This window comes from Vibrio sinaloensis (assembly GCF_000808535.1).
GTDB lineage: Bacteria > Pseudomonadota > Gammaproteobacteria > Enterobacterales > Vibrionaceae > Vibrio > Vibrio sinaloensis_D.
In genome coordinates this window covers 223,561-237,939 of sequence record NZ_JWLV01000048.1, presented here as the reverse complement: position 1 = coordinate 237,939, position 14,379 = coordinate 223,561, and the positions used below count along the sequence as shown (strand labels likewise).

Genomic DNA, 14,379 nt, shown 5'->3' with positions numbered 1-14,379 from the left:
GTGCCTCGTGGCACCTTTTTTTAAGACTTTTGCTTAAGTATTTGGCTTAACAATTGTTTGTCCTCTTCGGACTTGGACTTTAACTCATTGGAACCGCGAGTAATCGTTGCAATCCCTACACCTAGCATTTGACTGATTTGGCGTTGAGATAACTCCCCTTTTAGTAGCTCGCGAAAAATATTGACTCGAGCGACCAACGACTCTCGCTCATCAGGCGTTAATAGCATGGTAAGCAACATCTCATGCTGCTCCGCTTCACTGCTGCTTTTGACCAGATCTAGAATCTGCTGCCAGTCTGTATACTCAGGTTCAGTTGCCATCTGTTCTTGTTACCTATCAATACTTAGCGGTCATCTCATTTCGGTTTAGGAACGCACCATCTTCACCTAACAAGTCTCGATAGTAGGTTTCAAACATCAAAATATTTTGCACATACCCGCGTGTTTCCTTGAATGGAATCGCTTCAATGAAGGCATAAGCATCTAGCTTGCCCTGAGTACGCTCTCGCCAAGTTTTTACTCTGTGTGGTCCTGCATTATACGCAGCGAGCGCAAAAATTCGATTGTTATCGTACTGTTCGAGTAAGCCTTTCAAATAATGGCTGCCAATCTCGATGTTCTTGCCAACTTCGTACAAATCTTGCGTACCACCATAGCTCAATTGATACTTCCGAGCTGTGTACTTTGCCGTCGAAGGCATAATTTGCATGATACCGCGAGCCCCCACCGGAGAACGAGCTTCGACATCCATACCACTTTCTTGGCGAGCCAGTGACATCAAGGTAATGGGGTCGATACTATGTTTCTCGCCGTAAAAATTAAACCACCAGCGATGAGCAATTGGGAAACGTATCTTAACGTTGTCCCACATTTTGGCTTCAATGCTCGCTGTGACCGTTAAATGGTGCCATCGTTTGTAAGACGCATAAGCCGCGAGCATCTCTTTTTGCGGCTCGCTCGCTCGTCTTAGCAACCAACGCCACTCGCTTTTGGCCGCGGCAATTTTATCGCGTTCAATCAACTCGGCAATCCGCACCAGTGAAGCATCAAAGGGGGAAATCAGGCTCTTATCCAACGTGACGGTAGAAACTGGGTAATCAATGGAACGTTTAATTTCTTTCGCAGCAGCAACGCTGTAAAAGTTTCGCTGACCAACCAGTTGTTCTAATCGATTCATACCTTTAGATTGCTCTCCCAGCGCGATCTCACTGCGACCGAGCCAATACTGCCAACGCAAGCTCTGCTGCTTCGAGATCGGCAGTAAATCAATCCAACGTTGGACGCCTTGCCAGTCAAGGTGCTGAATCGCTAGCCGAACGCGTCGTTCAATTAATACCGTGCTTTTTGATGCCGAAATCTGACCATCTCGCCACTGCGCTAAGTCATCAGAATCCGTATTAATCAAACGAAACGCCATGTAATCCGCCAGCGTTTGCGCCTGTTTATCGGATAGCTTTTGCGCCTTGACCACATCATCAAACATGGATTGAGCAAGCTCGATGTCTTTTCTAGCGACTTTCTTCAATGCTTGAATGGTTTGCTGTTGGTAAAAGCTCTCAGCGGGATTACTGCGCGCAAACTCAACGACACTTTCAGGTTTACGGAACAACTCCGTCATTGCTTTCGCTTGTTGCTTCTTTTCGGCCCCAGTGACCAGCTTACTCAAGTAGTTCAGAATCGCCCCATTTCGCGCTTCAAATGCTAGTTGCATGCGCTGCAATATCTGCTCGTCAGTTCTCAATCCGGCATTATTCCAACCTTCAAATAGGGGATCGCACGCGTCTGAAATAGAGTGCCCTGAGAGCCACAGCTTTTCTGCACCTGAGTACGCTTTCTCAAACTGCCCTTGCTGATAAAGCGCATTGTAATAGTGGCACTGGTAAGTTTCTCCTCGCGGCTCTGTCGTTTGAAACTCAAGCAACCTTCGCCAATCTTTTTGCGCCGCTAAACGTTCGATATAAGGTGCCCGAATTCGCCCCGAGAATGGCAGAGCATGGTAATCATCGATAAACTTGTTGACCTCCTGGGGTGAGCGCTCACCAAGGTCTATAAGAAAGGCACGGTAGTCGACGTAGGGTGTGAGTGGGTAATCTGTAATGTGTCGACGAAGTTTCTGGTAGTGAGCGACATCTTTTTTGTCTAACGCTTGTTGCGCCTGATCGTATATCTCACGCTGCTTTATTAAATCAGTGGCCAGTGCTGAAGTGGCATAACTTGCGCTGCAAACCATCGAAACTAGAGCAAGTAACGATGAAGGAATGCGATGCAGCGACTTAGAAAACGTCAGCATCATAGATTCTCTTCCTGTTGAGAATAGTCAATTAAGTTCTTAATTAATGCTTATTCTACGTAGTCCTGTAAAGGACGCAGATGTAAATAATAATAAATTCACACAACTGTGACTTTTTCCTAGCTTTGTACGCCTATTTGGTCAGCAAAGCATCAATAGGAAAAGTGGATTTTGATGGGATACCTCACAGGGAGTAACAAAGCGCTTCATCTTGGTATAAAATAGCCATTTACGTGAATTGAATGTTAGGAACGATCGGCAATGGCTGAATACGTATATACCATGTCGCGTGTGAGCAAAATTGTGCCACCAAAGCGACAAATCCTTAAAGACATCTCTCTGAGCTTCTTCCCTGGCGCTAAAATCGGTGTTTTGGGTCTGAACGGTGCAGGTAAATCTACCCTACTGCGCATCATGGCAGGTATTGATACCGATATTGATGGTGAAGCACGTCCACAACCAGGTCTAAATGTAGGTTACCTACCTCAGGAGCCAGTACTGGATGAATCTAAGACTGTTCGTGAAATCGTTGAAGAAGCGGTTTCTGACGTTGCGGGTGCAATGAAGCGTCTTGACGAAGTATACGCAGCATACGCTGAACCAGATGCTGACTTCGACGCGCTTGCGAAAGAACAAGGTGAACTAGAAGCGCTTATCCAAGCGAAAGAAGGTCACAACCTTGAAAACGCACTAGAGCGCGCTGCTGACGCACTCCGTCTTCCAGAATGGGATCAAAAGATCGAGCACCTATCCGGTGGTGAGCGTCGCCGTGTTGCGATCTGTCGTCTACTACTTTCGAAGCCAGACATGCTGCTTCTAGACGAACCAACCAACCACTTGGATGCAGAATCTGTTGCTTGGCTAGAGCGCTTCCTAGTGGATTACACGGGTACTGTTGTTGCTATCACCCACGACCGTTACTTCCTAGATAACGCTGCGGGTTGGATTCTCGAACTTGACCGTGGTGAAGGTATTCCATGGCAAGGTAACTACACCTCTTGGCTAGAGCAAAAAGATGCGCGTCTACAACAAGAAGCGTCTCAAGAGAAAGCTCGTCAAAAAACCATCGAGAAAGAGCTTGAATGGGTTCGTCAAAACCCGAAAGGTCGTCAGTCTAAGTCTAAAGCGCGTATGGCTCGTTTTGAAGAACTGCAAAGCGGTGATCGTCAAAAACGTAACGAGACTAACGAACTGTTCATTCCACCAGGTGAGCGCCTAGGTGACAAGGTTATCGAAGTGAATAACCTCACTAAGTCATTTGACGGCCGAGTACTGATTGATGATCTATCATTCAGCATTCCTAAAGGTGCTATCGTAGGTATCATTGGTGCCAACGGTGCGGGTAAGTCGACACTATTCAAGATGCTAAGCGGTACAGAGCAACCTGACACGGGCACAATCGAAATGGGTGACACGGTTAAGCTAGCGTCTGTGGATCAGTTCCGTGATTCAATGGATGACTCGAAGACGGTTTACCAAGAGATTTCTGAAGGCGCGGACATCATCAAGATCAACAACTTCGAGATCCCGGCGCGTGCTTACTGTTCACGCTTTAACTTTAAAGGTTCGGACCAACAGAAGATAATCGGCGAGCTTTCTGGTGGTGAGCGCAACCGTGTACACCTTGCTAAGCTACTTAAAGCGGGCGGTAACGTTCTGCTACTCGATGAGCCAACCAACGATCTTGACGTTGAAACGCTACGTGCACTTGAAGAAGCGCTACTCGAGTTCCCTGGCTGTGCCATGGTTATCTCGCACGACCGTTGGTTCCTAGACCGTATCGCAACGCACATCATCGATTACCGCGATGAAGGTCAGGTGAACTTCTACGAAGGTAACTATACTGAGTACATGGAGTGGCTGAAGAAGACCTTAGGTCCAGAAGCAGCAGAGCCGCATCGCATCAAGTACAAGCGTATTGCGAAGTAATTTTACTCTCTCAGACGTTAACGCTTGAAATTTGTTCAAAGGCCGCTTAAATTAGCGGCCTTTATTATATAGCTCACAATACGGATAATTATTCTGATTGATGATGCTAAATAATGCGAACGACTCCGCATAGCTGTATTTTTAATTTTGTTACTCTGAGAGTTCAAATTAAGAGAGAAAACTATGATAGAACGCCGTCGTTTTTCGCGTATTGTTTATCGCGCCCCAGCAGTACTGAAGCAAGCAATGAATGCTGTTGAAGCTTCAATCAGTGACTTGTCGTTACATGGCTTATTGATTAGCTGTGAACAAGCCGCCCTGCTCAATGCGAATGAACAAATCGATGTAGAATTTTCGCTTCCAGGAAGTGATGTAACGATCCAACTCGTAGGGAACATTGTTGGGGTTAATAACAATATGATCCGTCTCAGCATTGATCATATTGATATTGAAAGTATCGGGCATCTCAAGCGACTAATTGAACTCAATGTAGGTGATGATGAGTTATTGCATCGTGATATCGAGCACTTGTCTGACCTAGGTGAATACACCTAACGAAAGCAGTATGTCCAATAAAATTACCATCTTTATCCCAGATGCTTCTGGGGTACAACATTTTCATGTCTCTAGAAAGAGCTTAATAATACTCCTATCTACACTCTTGATTGCAGTTGTGGCCTGCGGCACATTTTTTTACCAGACTTGGCAAGAGAAACGCGCAGCCCAGCATAACTACAGCCTCTTGATGACTCAGCTAACCTACTCAGAGCAAGAGCGAAGCGAACTCGAGCAACTCTATGAAGAGCAGGTCAACGAAACTCATGCGGTCACTCAAGAGCTCGAAGATAAGAAAAACGAAATCCAGATACTCGGTAAGCGCGTATTCGATGTGGAGTCGGTACTAGGACTCGCCAATGAAGAAAGTCTGGGTGAACAAAACTTAGAAGATCGTTTGGACGCCGCAGCCGTTGACTCCGCGGTTAGAGCAACCATGTTTCGTATGATTCCAAACGATACGCCAATGGAGTACTTGCGTATTTCATCTTCTTACGGCCGCCGCACCAACCCCATCACCGGCAAGCGCCACACGCACACAGGGATCGATTTGACCTGCAAGCGCGGAGAAGAAATTTACGCCCCAGCAGATGGTGTGGTTGAGACAGTACGCCCAAGCTCAAAAGGCTACGGCAATTATCTCACCTTGCGTCACTCTTTCGGATTCATGAGCTCATACGCGCATTTGTCCCGATTTAAAGTACGCAGCGGTCAGTTTGTCAGCAAAGGGGATTTGATTGCGACTTGTGGTAACTCTGGCAACTCGACAGGGCCGCACCTGCACTACGAGGTACGCTTCTTAGGCAGAGCGCTCAACCCGCAATACACAATGGACTGGAGCCCTGAAAACTTTAACTACCTCTTTGAGAAAGAGAAAAAAGTAAAATGGGGACCGCTCGTTCAGTTAATTGATAACACGGTTAGACTTCAAGTCAACTTGACCAATAAACCTTATCAAGATAGCTCGGTCAGCACGGTAAAAAACGAGCCAGAGCAAGCAATCGAGAACGTAACCGTTCAATAGATTATTCCAACAAAAAAGAGCGACCAAATGGTCGCTCTTTTGCTGTTTACCCTCGATGGATAGAATCGTTGGCTTGTTTGAGCAAATTCTGGCTCTCGTTCATAAACTGCTGAGAATAATCGCCAAACCAGTCACTCACCTTATTAAAACTGGTGACAAATGCCTGTTTATCTTTGCTATCGAGTACTTGTAATGCCTCACCAAAACATTGGTGGAAGCGCTTGATCATGGCAATGTTCTCATCCGAAGAGAGGATAATATCGCCGTAAAGGTTCGGATCTTGACCGAACAGCCTTCCTACCATTGCCAGCTCCAAACGGTAGATTGGCGAACTTAACTTCAGCAGCTTATCGATGCTTGGGTTTTCACGGCTCAAATGTAAGCCATAGGCAAACGAGGTAAAGTGTCGCAGCGCCTGAATCAACGTCATACCATGATCGTGCTCACTAGCATCAATCTGACACAAACTTGCTCCCCAAATAGAGAACTGCTTCAGCAACCACTGGTAATGCTCTTCACCACGACCATCACAGTAGACAATCACTTGCTTAGCCAAACTTGGGACATCCGGACCAAACATTGGGTGCAACCCCACAACTGGCCCCGAGTGGACGTTTAGCATCGCTTGCAGCGGCTTGGATTTAATCGAGGTCAAATCACATAGGATGCAGTCATCCGGAAGTTGGGATAGCTTTTCAATCACACCCTCTGTCAGGTGAATAGGCACAGTTACGACAACCATACCTGCGTTTTCGAGAATCTCATCAGCGCGATGCCAATCTTGACTGCCCAACACCTTTACATCATAGCCAGACAGTTTAAACATTCGTCCGAATAAACCACCTAATTGGCCATTACCACCGACAATGACCACTGAACGCAATTCTGGATTGAGACACTTAAAACCCGAATCTTTTTCACTGGCGTAAGATTCACGCATTGTGCGACGCAGAATGTCTTCGATAAGTTGAGGTGGCACCCCTTTCTTCTCGGCTTCTTCTCTGCGTGAGGCCAGCATAGCTGCTTCTCTGTCCGGAGCATATATAGGTAAGCCATGTTCACTCTTAACTTCACCGACCTTTTCCACCAGCGAAAGTCGCTGAGCCAATAAATCTAAAATCTGCTTATCTACTGCGTCAATTTGATCACGCAACTCGTTCAGTTCAACAGCCATTCACTTTCCTTATCTCTTATCGGCGATGATTACTTCAGACGATCTTCTAAAAACGGCACAAGCTCTTTGTGTGCATGACGTAATAGTGCCTCAGTTGTATCCCAATTGATACATGCGTCGGTAATAGAAACACCGTATTGCATTTCACTTAACGGAATATCAGATGACTGGTTACCTTCATTGATATGGCTTTCAATCATCAAGCCAATAATCGATTTGTTACCTTCACGAATTTGGTGAATCACATCCTCTGCAACTAAAGGCTGACGACGAAAATCTTTGCGTGAGTTAGCGTGGCTGCAATCCACCATCAAAGACGCATCTAAGCCAGACTTCGCCATGTCTTGCTCACACTCAGTAACAGACACAGAATCGTAGTTAGTTTGCTTACCACCACGTAAAATCACATGACCATTAGGGTTTCCTTGGGTGGTTAATAACGCGACTTGACCCTCTCGGTTGATCCCCATGAAACGATGGCTCGAAGAGGCGGCTTGCATCGCATTGATCGCCGTAGCAAGGCTACCATCCGTACCATTTTTAAAGCCGATTGGCATAGATAGACCACTCGCCATTTCACGGTGCGTTTGTGATTCCGTCGTACGCGCGCCGATCGCTGCCCAGCTAAAGGTATCTGCCAAGTATTGAGGACTGATTGGATCCAGCGCTTCGGTCGCAAGTGGAATCTCCATCTCTGCCAGATCCACTAGAAGCTCACGGCCGACATGGAGGCCATGCTCAATATCAAATGAACCATCGAGGTGTGGGTCATTGATGAGACCTTTCCACCCGACAGTGGTACGTGGTTTTTCAAAGTAAACACGCATAACAATGTACAGCTGGTCATTTAGCTCTGCAGAAAGAGCTTTAAGGCGACGCGCATAATCCTTTGCTGCGTCTATATCATGAATTGAGCAAGGGCCGCATACCACAAGTAAGCGATGATCTTTTTTATGAATGATATCGGCAACGGTTTGACGTGATTCTTGAATCGAGCGACGTGCATTATCACTCAGAGGGATTTTGGCTTTTAGCTCTTCCGGTGTGATAAGAACTTGTTCTTCACTGATATTGATGTTACTGAGTTCACTTTTCTGCATAACTTTAAACCTGTACATTTAATTTTACACTCAATTATCCTTTCATATTGAGCGAGGAATAACGACACAATAACAGGCTAAATTTAGATTTCAACCGTAAACTTAAAAAAACACCATGTGTAAATTTTAGTTTACACGCAGTGTTTTTTACATCTAAAGATAAAAATCGCGAGTCAAACATACTTTCTGTAGGGAAAGTTCTCTAAAATAGTTGAAAACCAACAACTGAAAAAGTTATGGACTTAATTCTCTCCCTGCTTCAGCAGATGTGTGTCTACCTTGTTCTTGCCTACATGCTGAGTAAGACACCCATTTTTCTGCCACTGTTTACCATTTCCAACCGACTGTCGCACAAAGTCACGGTTTATGTGTTGTTTTCACTATTTTGCGTGATGGGCACTTACTTTGGATTGCAGATCAACGACGCTATCGCCAATACAAGGGCGATCGGTGCCGTGATGGGCGGGTTATTCGGCGGTCCAGTGGTGGGATTTTTTGTCGGCTTAACCGGAGGTATCCATCGTTACACGCTCGGCGGCTTCACCGACTTGGCGTGCACCATATCGACCACTGCTGAAGGGCTGATTGGCGGATTACTCCATACCTACTTTGTGCGCAAAGGAAAAAGCGACCAACTGTTTAACCCCAGCGTCGTGTTTGCTGTAACTCTAGTGGCCGAGATCGTCCAAATGGTGATCATCTTGATCGTCGCCAAACCCTTTATTCAAGCCTATGACTTGGTCTCCGCCATTGCAGCGCCAATGATCATTGCCAACTCCGTTGGTGCAGCGCTGTTTATGAGTATCCTTCTGGATCGAAAAACCATTTTTGAAGAATACTCCGCCACTTTCTCACGCCGAGCATTAAATATTGCAGAGCGATCCGTCGGTATACTCGCTTCTGGATTCAACAGTCAAAACGCCGAAAAAATCGCTCGAATCATTTATGAAGAGACCAATGTCGGCGCCGTCTCAATCACTGATGACCAAAAAATTCTGGCTTTTGTCGGCATTGGCGATGATCACCACAAGCCCGAAACCCCCATCTCATCACAAAGCACTTTAGATGCAATTGGCCAAAATGACATTATCTACCTGGATGGAAAAGAAAAGCCTTACCAATGTTCACTCAATCCAGACTGCAAACTCGGCTCTGCATTGATTATTCCGCTGCGAGCGGGTGATAAAGTCATCGGCACGATTAAGCTTTATGAACCTAAACGTAAACTCTTCTCGACCATCAATATGTCGATGGCTGAAGGTATTGCACAACTCCTCTCTAGCCAGATCTTGTTTGGCGACTATCAACAAAAACGAACCTTACTTGCTCAAGCCGAAATTAAGTTGTTGCATGCTCAGGTCAACCCACATTTCTTATTTAATGCATTGAACACCATCAGTGCCGTCGTCAGGCGAGATCCCAACAAAGCACGTGAGCTCATCCAACATTTGTCTCAGTTCTTTCGCAGTAATTTGAAACAAAGCATCGAGACGGTAACGCTAGAAGAAGAGTTGGCGCATGTGAATGCTTACCTGACGATAGAAAAAGCCCGCTTCACCGATCGACTAGAAGTTGAAATCGATATTGATAAAAACCTGCTGCAACGTAAACTGCCCACCTTCACATTGCAGCCTCTGGTCGAAAATGCCATTAAACATGGTATTTCCCATCTACTTGAAGGTGGCCAAATCAAAATTTATAGCCAACAGAAAGAACACGGCGTTCAGATCACAGTCGAGGATAATGCGGGGAGCTATCGTCCTCCCCATGACGAGCACGTTGGACTAGGGATGCAAATTGTTGATAAACGTCTTACCAATAAATTTGGACGTGCGGCGGCTCTCACAATTGAAGTTGAAGCGAACCAATCGACCCGAATGAGCTTTATCATTCCCGATGAAAACACGTATTAAGGTACACGCATGCTATCTGCAGTAGTCATTGATGACGAATTGTTTGCTCGTGAAGAGTTAACAGAACTCTTGGAAGAGACCGGAAAAATTGAAGTCATAGCCCAAGCCAGCAATGCCATTGAAGGGCTAAAATTTATCAACCAACTCAAGCCAGATGTGGTGTTCCTTGATATCCAAATGCCGCAAATTACGGGCATTGAACTGCTTGGAATGCTCGATCCAGACACCATGCCTAAGGTGGTATTTGTCACTGCGTATGACGAGTTCGCTATTCAGGCATTCGAAGATAACGCCTTTGACTACCTGCTCAAACCTGTGGATACCCAACGCCTAGACAAAACGGTGCGTCGCTTGCTCAAATCTCAGCAAAATACGTTAGAGCAAATCAGCGCCGTCTCTCCACAATGTTTGGATCAAATCCCTTGTATTGGTTTGAATCGCATCGTGATCATCCCGACCAAAGAAGTCGAGTTCGCCTACAGCGATATTAGTGGTGTACATGTGCAAACGGCGCAGCAAAAGGCGACCTCTCAGCTGACACTAAAAGTACTGGAAGAAAAAACCAACTTAGTGCGCTGCCATCGACAATTCTTAATCAATGTCCAAGCGATTAAAGAGATAAAACTATTAGAAAATGGACTTGCTGAGATTGTCACCACCAGCGATCACCCGTTGCCCGTGAGCCGCCGATACCTCAAAAGTCTCAAAGAATTATTGGGCTTCCATTAAGCTATAAACTTCTTAAAAAAACAGCCACTCAATGTGGCGGTTTTTTTATTGCTCAGTAATGCGTTTCATCGCTTCTGATGCTTGCTTCCACTCGTCACTGGATTGAACCTGCGACAAGGTAAAACTTTGCTGCTTGAGCAGTACTTCGGCTCCCGGCGTTTCCATAATCGGCAGGTTATCTAATACCTCTACCTGCGCCTGTCGATTGTTGCACACCAGAATCATATCGCACCCAGCCACCATCGCTTGGTGAGCTCGCTCGGCTGGACCTCCCATGATCGCAGCGCCTTCCATAGAGAGATCATCAGAAAAAACAATGCCTTTAAAACCAAGTTGCTCTCGAAGTACTTGCTGCAACCAATACGCAGAGCCGCTAGCAGGTTGATCGTCATAATGAGGGTAAATCACATGCGCGGGCATCATTGCATCTAAGATGCCACTGTCGATTTGAGCCTTAAATACCTGCATATCAACATGAAAAATTGTGTCACGTTGATCGTACGGAGTCTCCAAATGAGAATCTGCCACCACCCCACCATGACCAGGAAAATGTTTACCCGTGGTTGCCATTCCAACTGACTTCATCCCCTGCATATACGCGGTGCTATGACGTACTATCGACTCAACATCATCGCCAAACGCTCGGTTACCGATCGCCTTACATTGATGCCCTTTATCCAGCACAGGTGCGAAACTCAGGTCAATATCGTGAGCAATCAGCTCTGCCGCCATCAGCCAGCCAGCTTGTCGGGCGAGCACCTCTCCATCAGCTCGCTTTGCAAACTCTTGCGCTGCAGGAATGATCGTAAAGCCCTCACGAAAACGTTGTACACGGCCCCCTTCTTGATCAACACCGATTAAGATAGGACGTTTTGCCGCTCGACGAATGGATTGATTGAGTGCCAAGAGTTGTTGATTATCATGATAATTACGTGAAAATAGGATCACGCCACCAACCGTCGGGTGCTCTAGAATTTCTTTATCTTCTGCGGTTAGCTCACAGCCTTCCACATCCAGCCATAATGGTCCCATAATTGCTCCAGCCAAACTGAATTTTCGCTATGCTGCCGAGAGTATTAGGATTATTCTCTGTTTACAATGGAATCTCTGTCAGGCGTAGTAAAATTTGGGTATGACGACAAAAGAGCGATATATCGGAGTGATGTCCGGCACCAGTCTAGATGGTGTCGATACTGTTATTATTGAAATGGACTCTGGGCAGCCCAAGCTATTGGCTGCCAATGACTACCCTTACCCCGAACAACTTAAGCAGCGCGTCCTTAACGTCTGTACCGGTCAAGCCACCAATTTAGTCGACATTGGTCAACTAGATCATGAGCTCGGTGTTCTCTACGCCAATGCAATTCAAGCCTTGCTCGATAAAAGTGGCTATCAAGCCGATCAAATTTGCGCCATCGGCAATCACGGGCAAACGGTCTACCACAACCCTAGTGCCCCATTCCCATTTACGATCCAGTTGGGTGATGCCAATATCATTGCCGCTCGCACAGGAATCACGACGATTGCTGATTTTAGACGCAAAGATATGGCGTTAGGAGGACAAGGCGCCCCTTTAGTGCCCGCTTTTCACCAAGCGCTCTTTGAACCACAAGAGGCCACCACGGTCATCCTCAATATTGGGGGGATCGCTAATATTTCAGTTCTTCAACCGGGCAAAGCCGTCTTAGGTTACGACACTGGGCCTGGGAACATGCTCATAGACGCTTGGTGTCAAAAACAGTTGGGCCTAGCGTTTGATCGCGGCGCGCAATTCGCTTTACAAGGAGATATTCACCAGCCTCTACTGAATGATCTTCTAAGTGAGCCATATTTTGCGCTACCTGCGCCGAAAAGTACCGGAAGAGAGTTATTCAATCTTGAGTGGCTAAACAGCAAGCTGGCAGAGCACTCTGTATCTGCTGAAGATGTCCAACGCACTTTATGCGAGTTTAGCGCACTAACCATTTCTCAGCAGGTCGAAGCGTTTGCCTCTGGCCTGTTACCAGAACTACTCGTCTGCGGTGGCGGCGCACGTAATCCGCTCCTTATGGATCGCTTACAAGCCTTGTTACCACAATGGAAGATGGCAACAACAGATAGCCGAGGTATCGACGGCGACAATATGGAAGCAATGGCCTTTGCTTGGCTTGCCTATCGCCGCATGCATAATCTGCCAAGTAATCTTCCCGAAGTCACCGGAGCCTCAAAAGCGGTATCTCTTGGTGTGATGTATTTTGCTGACAATTAGGACCTAACATGACTAACGATGCACTGATCGCTGCACTTTCTCACCTTGTCTCAGAAGGTCGAAATCCTGAAACCATGGACATCGACCTTCTTCCTTCCCTTGAGATTGTGCAAAGAATTAATCAACAAGATCAATTGGTACCACTTGCGGTAGAAAAGGTGCTTCCCGAAATTGCACTGGCTGTAGACAAAATCACCGAAGCCTTCAAAGTGGGCGGTCGGCTTATCTACATGGGCGCAGGCACCAGTGGGCGCTTGGGCGTTTTGGATGCGTCTGAATGTCCGCCAACGTTTGGCGTCTCCGATCAAATGGTCATAGGCTTGATCGCAGGGGGGCCAAGTGCAATTTTGAAAGCCAAAGAAGGCGCGGAAGACTCACTCACCTTAGGCGTCGATGATCTTAAATCAATCCAGTTTAGTCAGAAAGATGTGGTCGTCGGCATCGCAGCAAGTGGACGAACGCCTTATGTGATTGGTGCACTGGAGTACGCAAATGAGATGGGAGCAACGACCATTGCCCTTTCGTGTAATCCCGATTCCACCATTGCGGATATCGCCGACATTGCGATAAGCCCGGTGGTTGGCCCAGAAGCGCTCACCGGCTCAACCCGATTAAAATCCGGTACCGCGCAAAAGTTAGTGCTTAATATGCTTACCACAGCAAGTATGATTCGTTTGGGCAAAAGTTACCAAAACCTCATGGTCGATGTGAAAGCGACCAATAAGAAGTTGGTTGCGCGTGCTGCTCGAATCGTGATGCAAGCCACCGACTGCGATAAAAATCAGGCCACCAGCACACTCGAACAGACCGACTACGATGTAAAACTGGCGATTCTCATGATTCTAACAGGTATGGATCTTCCCTCTGCTCGTAAACAGTTGCATCACCAAGATGGCTTTCTACGAAAAGCGGTGCAGCATCACCACAATCAATCCTAGATCAGTCGAAAGGGAGAGCCTCTCTCCCTTAATCCCAACTATTGATTGAAGTCGTTCCAACCCCGTTGCCATTCCATACGGAATTTCTGCCCATATTGAGTCCCTTCGCAGACCCCTTCGTAGTATTGACCAGATAAGCCAATCTGATAAGCAAAATTAGGGTTACAGTATTCGTTCACTCCATCCATATACCCTTGTTCATATTCCCCATATTTGGCAGAACCAAGACGGGAGAGGTTCTTGACGGAGCGCTGAGTGTGACCTGCCACGCCATCTTGATAACCAATTTGATACCAATCCCCTTGTTGGGCAAGCTCTTCTGGAGAGGCCGAGCACGCTGCCAGTAGGATGGAGAGTAAGCCGATAATCAGTTTTCTCATTGTTTTTTCTTCATTTTCTTGGATTCTTATTTAACTAAACCACTAAACACCCCAAATTGCCACTTACGAACGATGAAAACCACTTAACTGACGTCGATAC

At 46.5% G+C, this 14,379-nt stretch carries 13 protein-coding genes; 7 read left to right on the top strand and 6 right to left on the bottom strand.

What is annotated here, in order from left to right; all coding sequences use genetic code 11:
- Positions 1-20: 20 nt before the first annotated feature.
- A complete protein-coding gene (gene trpR, locus RJ47_RS19840; protein ID WP_039486406.1) occupies positions 21-320 on the bottom strand; it encodes a trp operon repressor in 300 nt (99 codons plus the stop codon).
- 16 nt (positions 321-336) lie between these two features.
- Positions 337-2,292 carry a murein transglycosylase gene (sltY, locus tag RJ47_RS19835; protein ID WP_039486403.1) on the bottom strand — a complete coding sequence of 652 codons (1,956 nt, stop codon included), beginning with the start codon at positions 2,290-2,292 and terminating at the stop codon, positions 337-339.
- 258 nt (positions 2,293-2,550) lie between these two features.
- Between sltY and ettA the strand changes: the two genes are divergently transcribed.
- From ettA to RJ47_RS19820, 3 genes are all read left to right on the top strand, one after another.
- A complete protein-coding gene (gene ettA, locus RJ47_RS19830; RefSeq protein ID WP_039486401.1) occupies positions 2,551-4,218 on the top strand; it encodes an energy-dependent translational throttle protein EttA in 1,668 nt (555 codons plus the stop codon).
- A 183-nt stretch (positions 4,219-4,401) separates the two neighbouring features.
- Positions 4,402-4,773, top strand: a complete 372-nt coding sequence (locus RJ47_RS19825; protein WP_005475878.1) for a PilZ domain-containing protein — start codon at positions 4,402-4,404, stop codon at positions 4,771-4,773.
- Positions 4,774-4,783: 10 nt separating this feature from the next.
- Positions 4,784-5,797 carry a M23 family metallopeptidase gene (locus tag RJ47_RS19820; RefSeq protein WP_039486399.1) on the top strand — a complete coding sequence of 338 codons (1,014 nt, stop codon included), beginning with the start codon at positions 4,784-4,786 and terminating at the stop codon, positions 5,795-5,797.
- Between the two features lie 46 nt (positions 5,798-5,843).
- Here the strand turns inward: RJ47_RS19820 and tyrA are convergent, their stop codons facing one another.
- Together tyrA and RJ47_RS19810 are read right to left on the bottom strand one after the other, a co-directional pair.
- Positions 5,844-6,971 (bottom strand): bifunctional chorismate mutase/prephenate dehydrogenase, encoded by a 1,128-nt coding sequence (gene tyrA, locus RJ47_RS19815; RefSeq protein WP_005475847.1) that lies wholly within the window; start codon positions 6,969-6,971, stop codon positions 5,844-5,846.
- Between the two features lie 29 nt (positions 6,972-7,000).
- On the bottom strand, positions 7,001-8,071 hold the full coding sequence (locus RJ47_RS19810; RefSeq protein ID WP_038137906.1) for a 3-deoxy-7-phosphoheptulonate synthase: 1,071 nt from the start codon (positions 8,069-8,071) through the stop codon (positions 7,001-7,003).
- 236 nt (positions 8,072-8,307) lie between these two features.
- On the opposite strand from RJ47_RS19810, the gene RJ47_RS19805 reads away from it, so the two are divergent.
- Positions 8,308-9,984 (top strand): sensor histidine kinase, encoded by a 1,677-nt coding sequence (locus RJ47_RS19805; RefSeq protein WP_005475849.1) that lies wholly within the window; start codon positions 8,308-8,310, stop codon positions 9,982-9,984.
- Between the two features lie 9 nt (positions 9,985-9,993).
- A complete protein-coding gene (btsR, locus tag RJ47_RS19800; RefSeq protein WP_005475860.1) occupies positions 9,994-10,713 on the top strand; it encodes a two-component system response regulator BtsR in 720 nt (239 codons plus the stop codon).
- Positions 10,714-10,758: 45 nt separating this feature from the next.
- Here the strand turns inward: btsR and nagZ are convergent, their stop codons facing one another.
- A complete protein-coding gene (gene nagZ / locus RJ47_RS19795; RefSeq protein WP_039486397.1) occupies positions 10,759-11,745 on the bottom strand; it encodes a beta-N-acetylhexosaminidase in 987 nt (328 codons plus the stop codon).
- Between the two features lie 100 nt (positions 11,746-11,845).
- On the opposite strand from nagZ, the gene RJ47_RS19790 reads away from it, so the two are divergent.
- Positions 11,846-12,961, top strand: coding sequence for an anhydro-N-acetylmuramic acid kinase (locus RJ47_RS19790; protein ID WP_039486395.1), 1,116 nt, complete (start codon positions 11,846-11,848; stop codon positions 12,959-12,961).
- Between the two features lie 8 nt (positions 12,962-12,969).
- Complete coding sequence (gene murQ, locus RJ47_RS19785) at positions 12,970-13,899, top strand: N-acetylmuramic acid 6-phosphate etherase (protein WP_039486393.1); 930 nt, start codon at positions 12,970-12,972, stop codon at positions 13,897-13,899.
- Positions 13,900-13,937: 38 nt separating this feature from the next.
- Here the strand turns inward: murQ and RJ47_RS19780 are convergent, their stop codons facing one another.
- Positions 13,938-14,279: a DUF2799 domain-containing protein gene (locus RJ47_RS19780; RefSeq protein ID WP_005475877.1), complete on the bottom strand. Its 342-nt coding sequence runs from the start codon at positions 14,277-14,279 to the stop codon at positions 13,938-13,940.
- Positions 14,280-14,379 lie beyond the last annotated feature (100 nt).

Excerpts from the sequence above, each read along its gene's own strand:
- trpR (WP_039486406.1), bottom strand. The coding sequence starts at position 320 with ATGGCAACTGAACCTGAGTATACAGACTGGCAGCAGATTCTAGATCTG.
- sltY (WP_039486403.1), bottom strand. The coding sequence starts at position 2,292 with ATGATGCTGACGTTTTCTAAGTCGCTGCATCGCATTCCTTCATCGTTA.
- ettA (WP_039486401.1), top strand. The coding sequence starts at position 2,551 with ATGGCTGAATACGTATATACCATGTCGCGTGTGAGCAAAATTGTGCCA.
- RJ47_RS19825 (WP_005475878.1), top strand. The coding sequence starts at position 4,402 with ATGATAGAACGCCGTCGTTTTTCGCGTATTGTTTATCGCGCCCCAGCA.
- RJ47_RS19820 (WP_039486399.1), top strand. The coding sequence starts at position 4,784 with ATGTCCAATAAAATTACCATCTTTATCCCAGATGCTTCTGGGGTACAA.
- tyrA (WP_005475847.1), bottom strand. The coding sequence starts at position 6,971 with ATGGCTGTTGAACTGAACGAGTTGCGTGATCAAATTGACGCAGTAGAT.
- RJ47_RS19810 (WP_038137906.1), bottom strand. The coding sequence starts at position 8,071 with ATGCAGAAAAGTGAACTCAGTAACATCAATATCAGTGAAGAACAAGTT.
- RJ47_RS19805 (WP_005475849.1), top strand. The coding sequence starts at position 8,308 with ATGGACTTAATTCTCTCCCTGCTTCAGCAGATGTGTGTCTACCTTGTT.
- btsR (WP_005475860.1), top strand. The coding sequence starts at position 9,994 with ATGCTATCTGCAGTAGTCATTGATGACGAATTGTTTGCTCGTGAAGAG.
- nagZ (WP_039486397.1), bottom strand. The coding sequence starts at position 11,745 with ATGGGACCATTATGGCTGGATGTGGAAGGCTGTGAGCTAACCGCAGAA.
- RJ47_RS19790 (WP_039486395.1), top strand. The coding sequence starts at position 11,846 with ATGACGACAAAAGAGCGATATATCGGAGTGATGTCCGGCACCAGTCTA.
- murQ (WP_039486393.1), top strand. The coding sequence starts at position 12,970 with ATGACTAACGATGCACTGATCGCTGCACTTTCTCACCTTGTCTCAGAA.
- RJ47_RS19780 (WP_005475877.1), bottom strand. The coding sequence starts at position 14,279 with ATGAGAAAACTGATTATCGGCTTACTCTCCATCCTACTGGCAGCGTGC.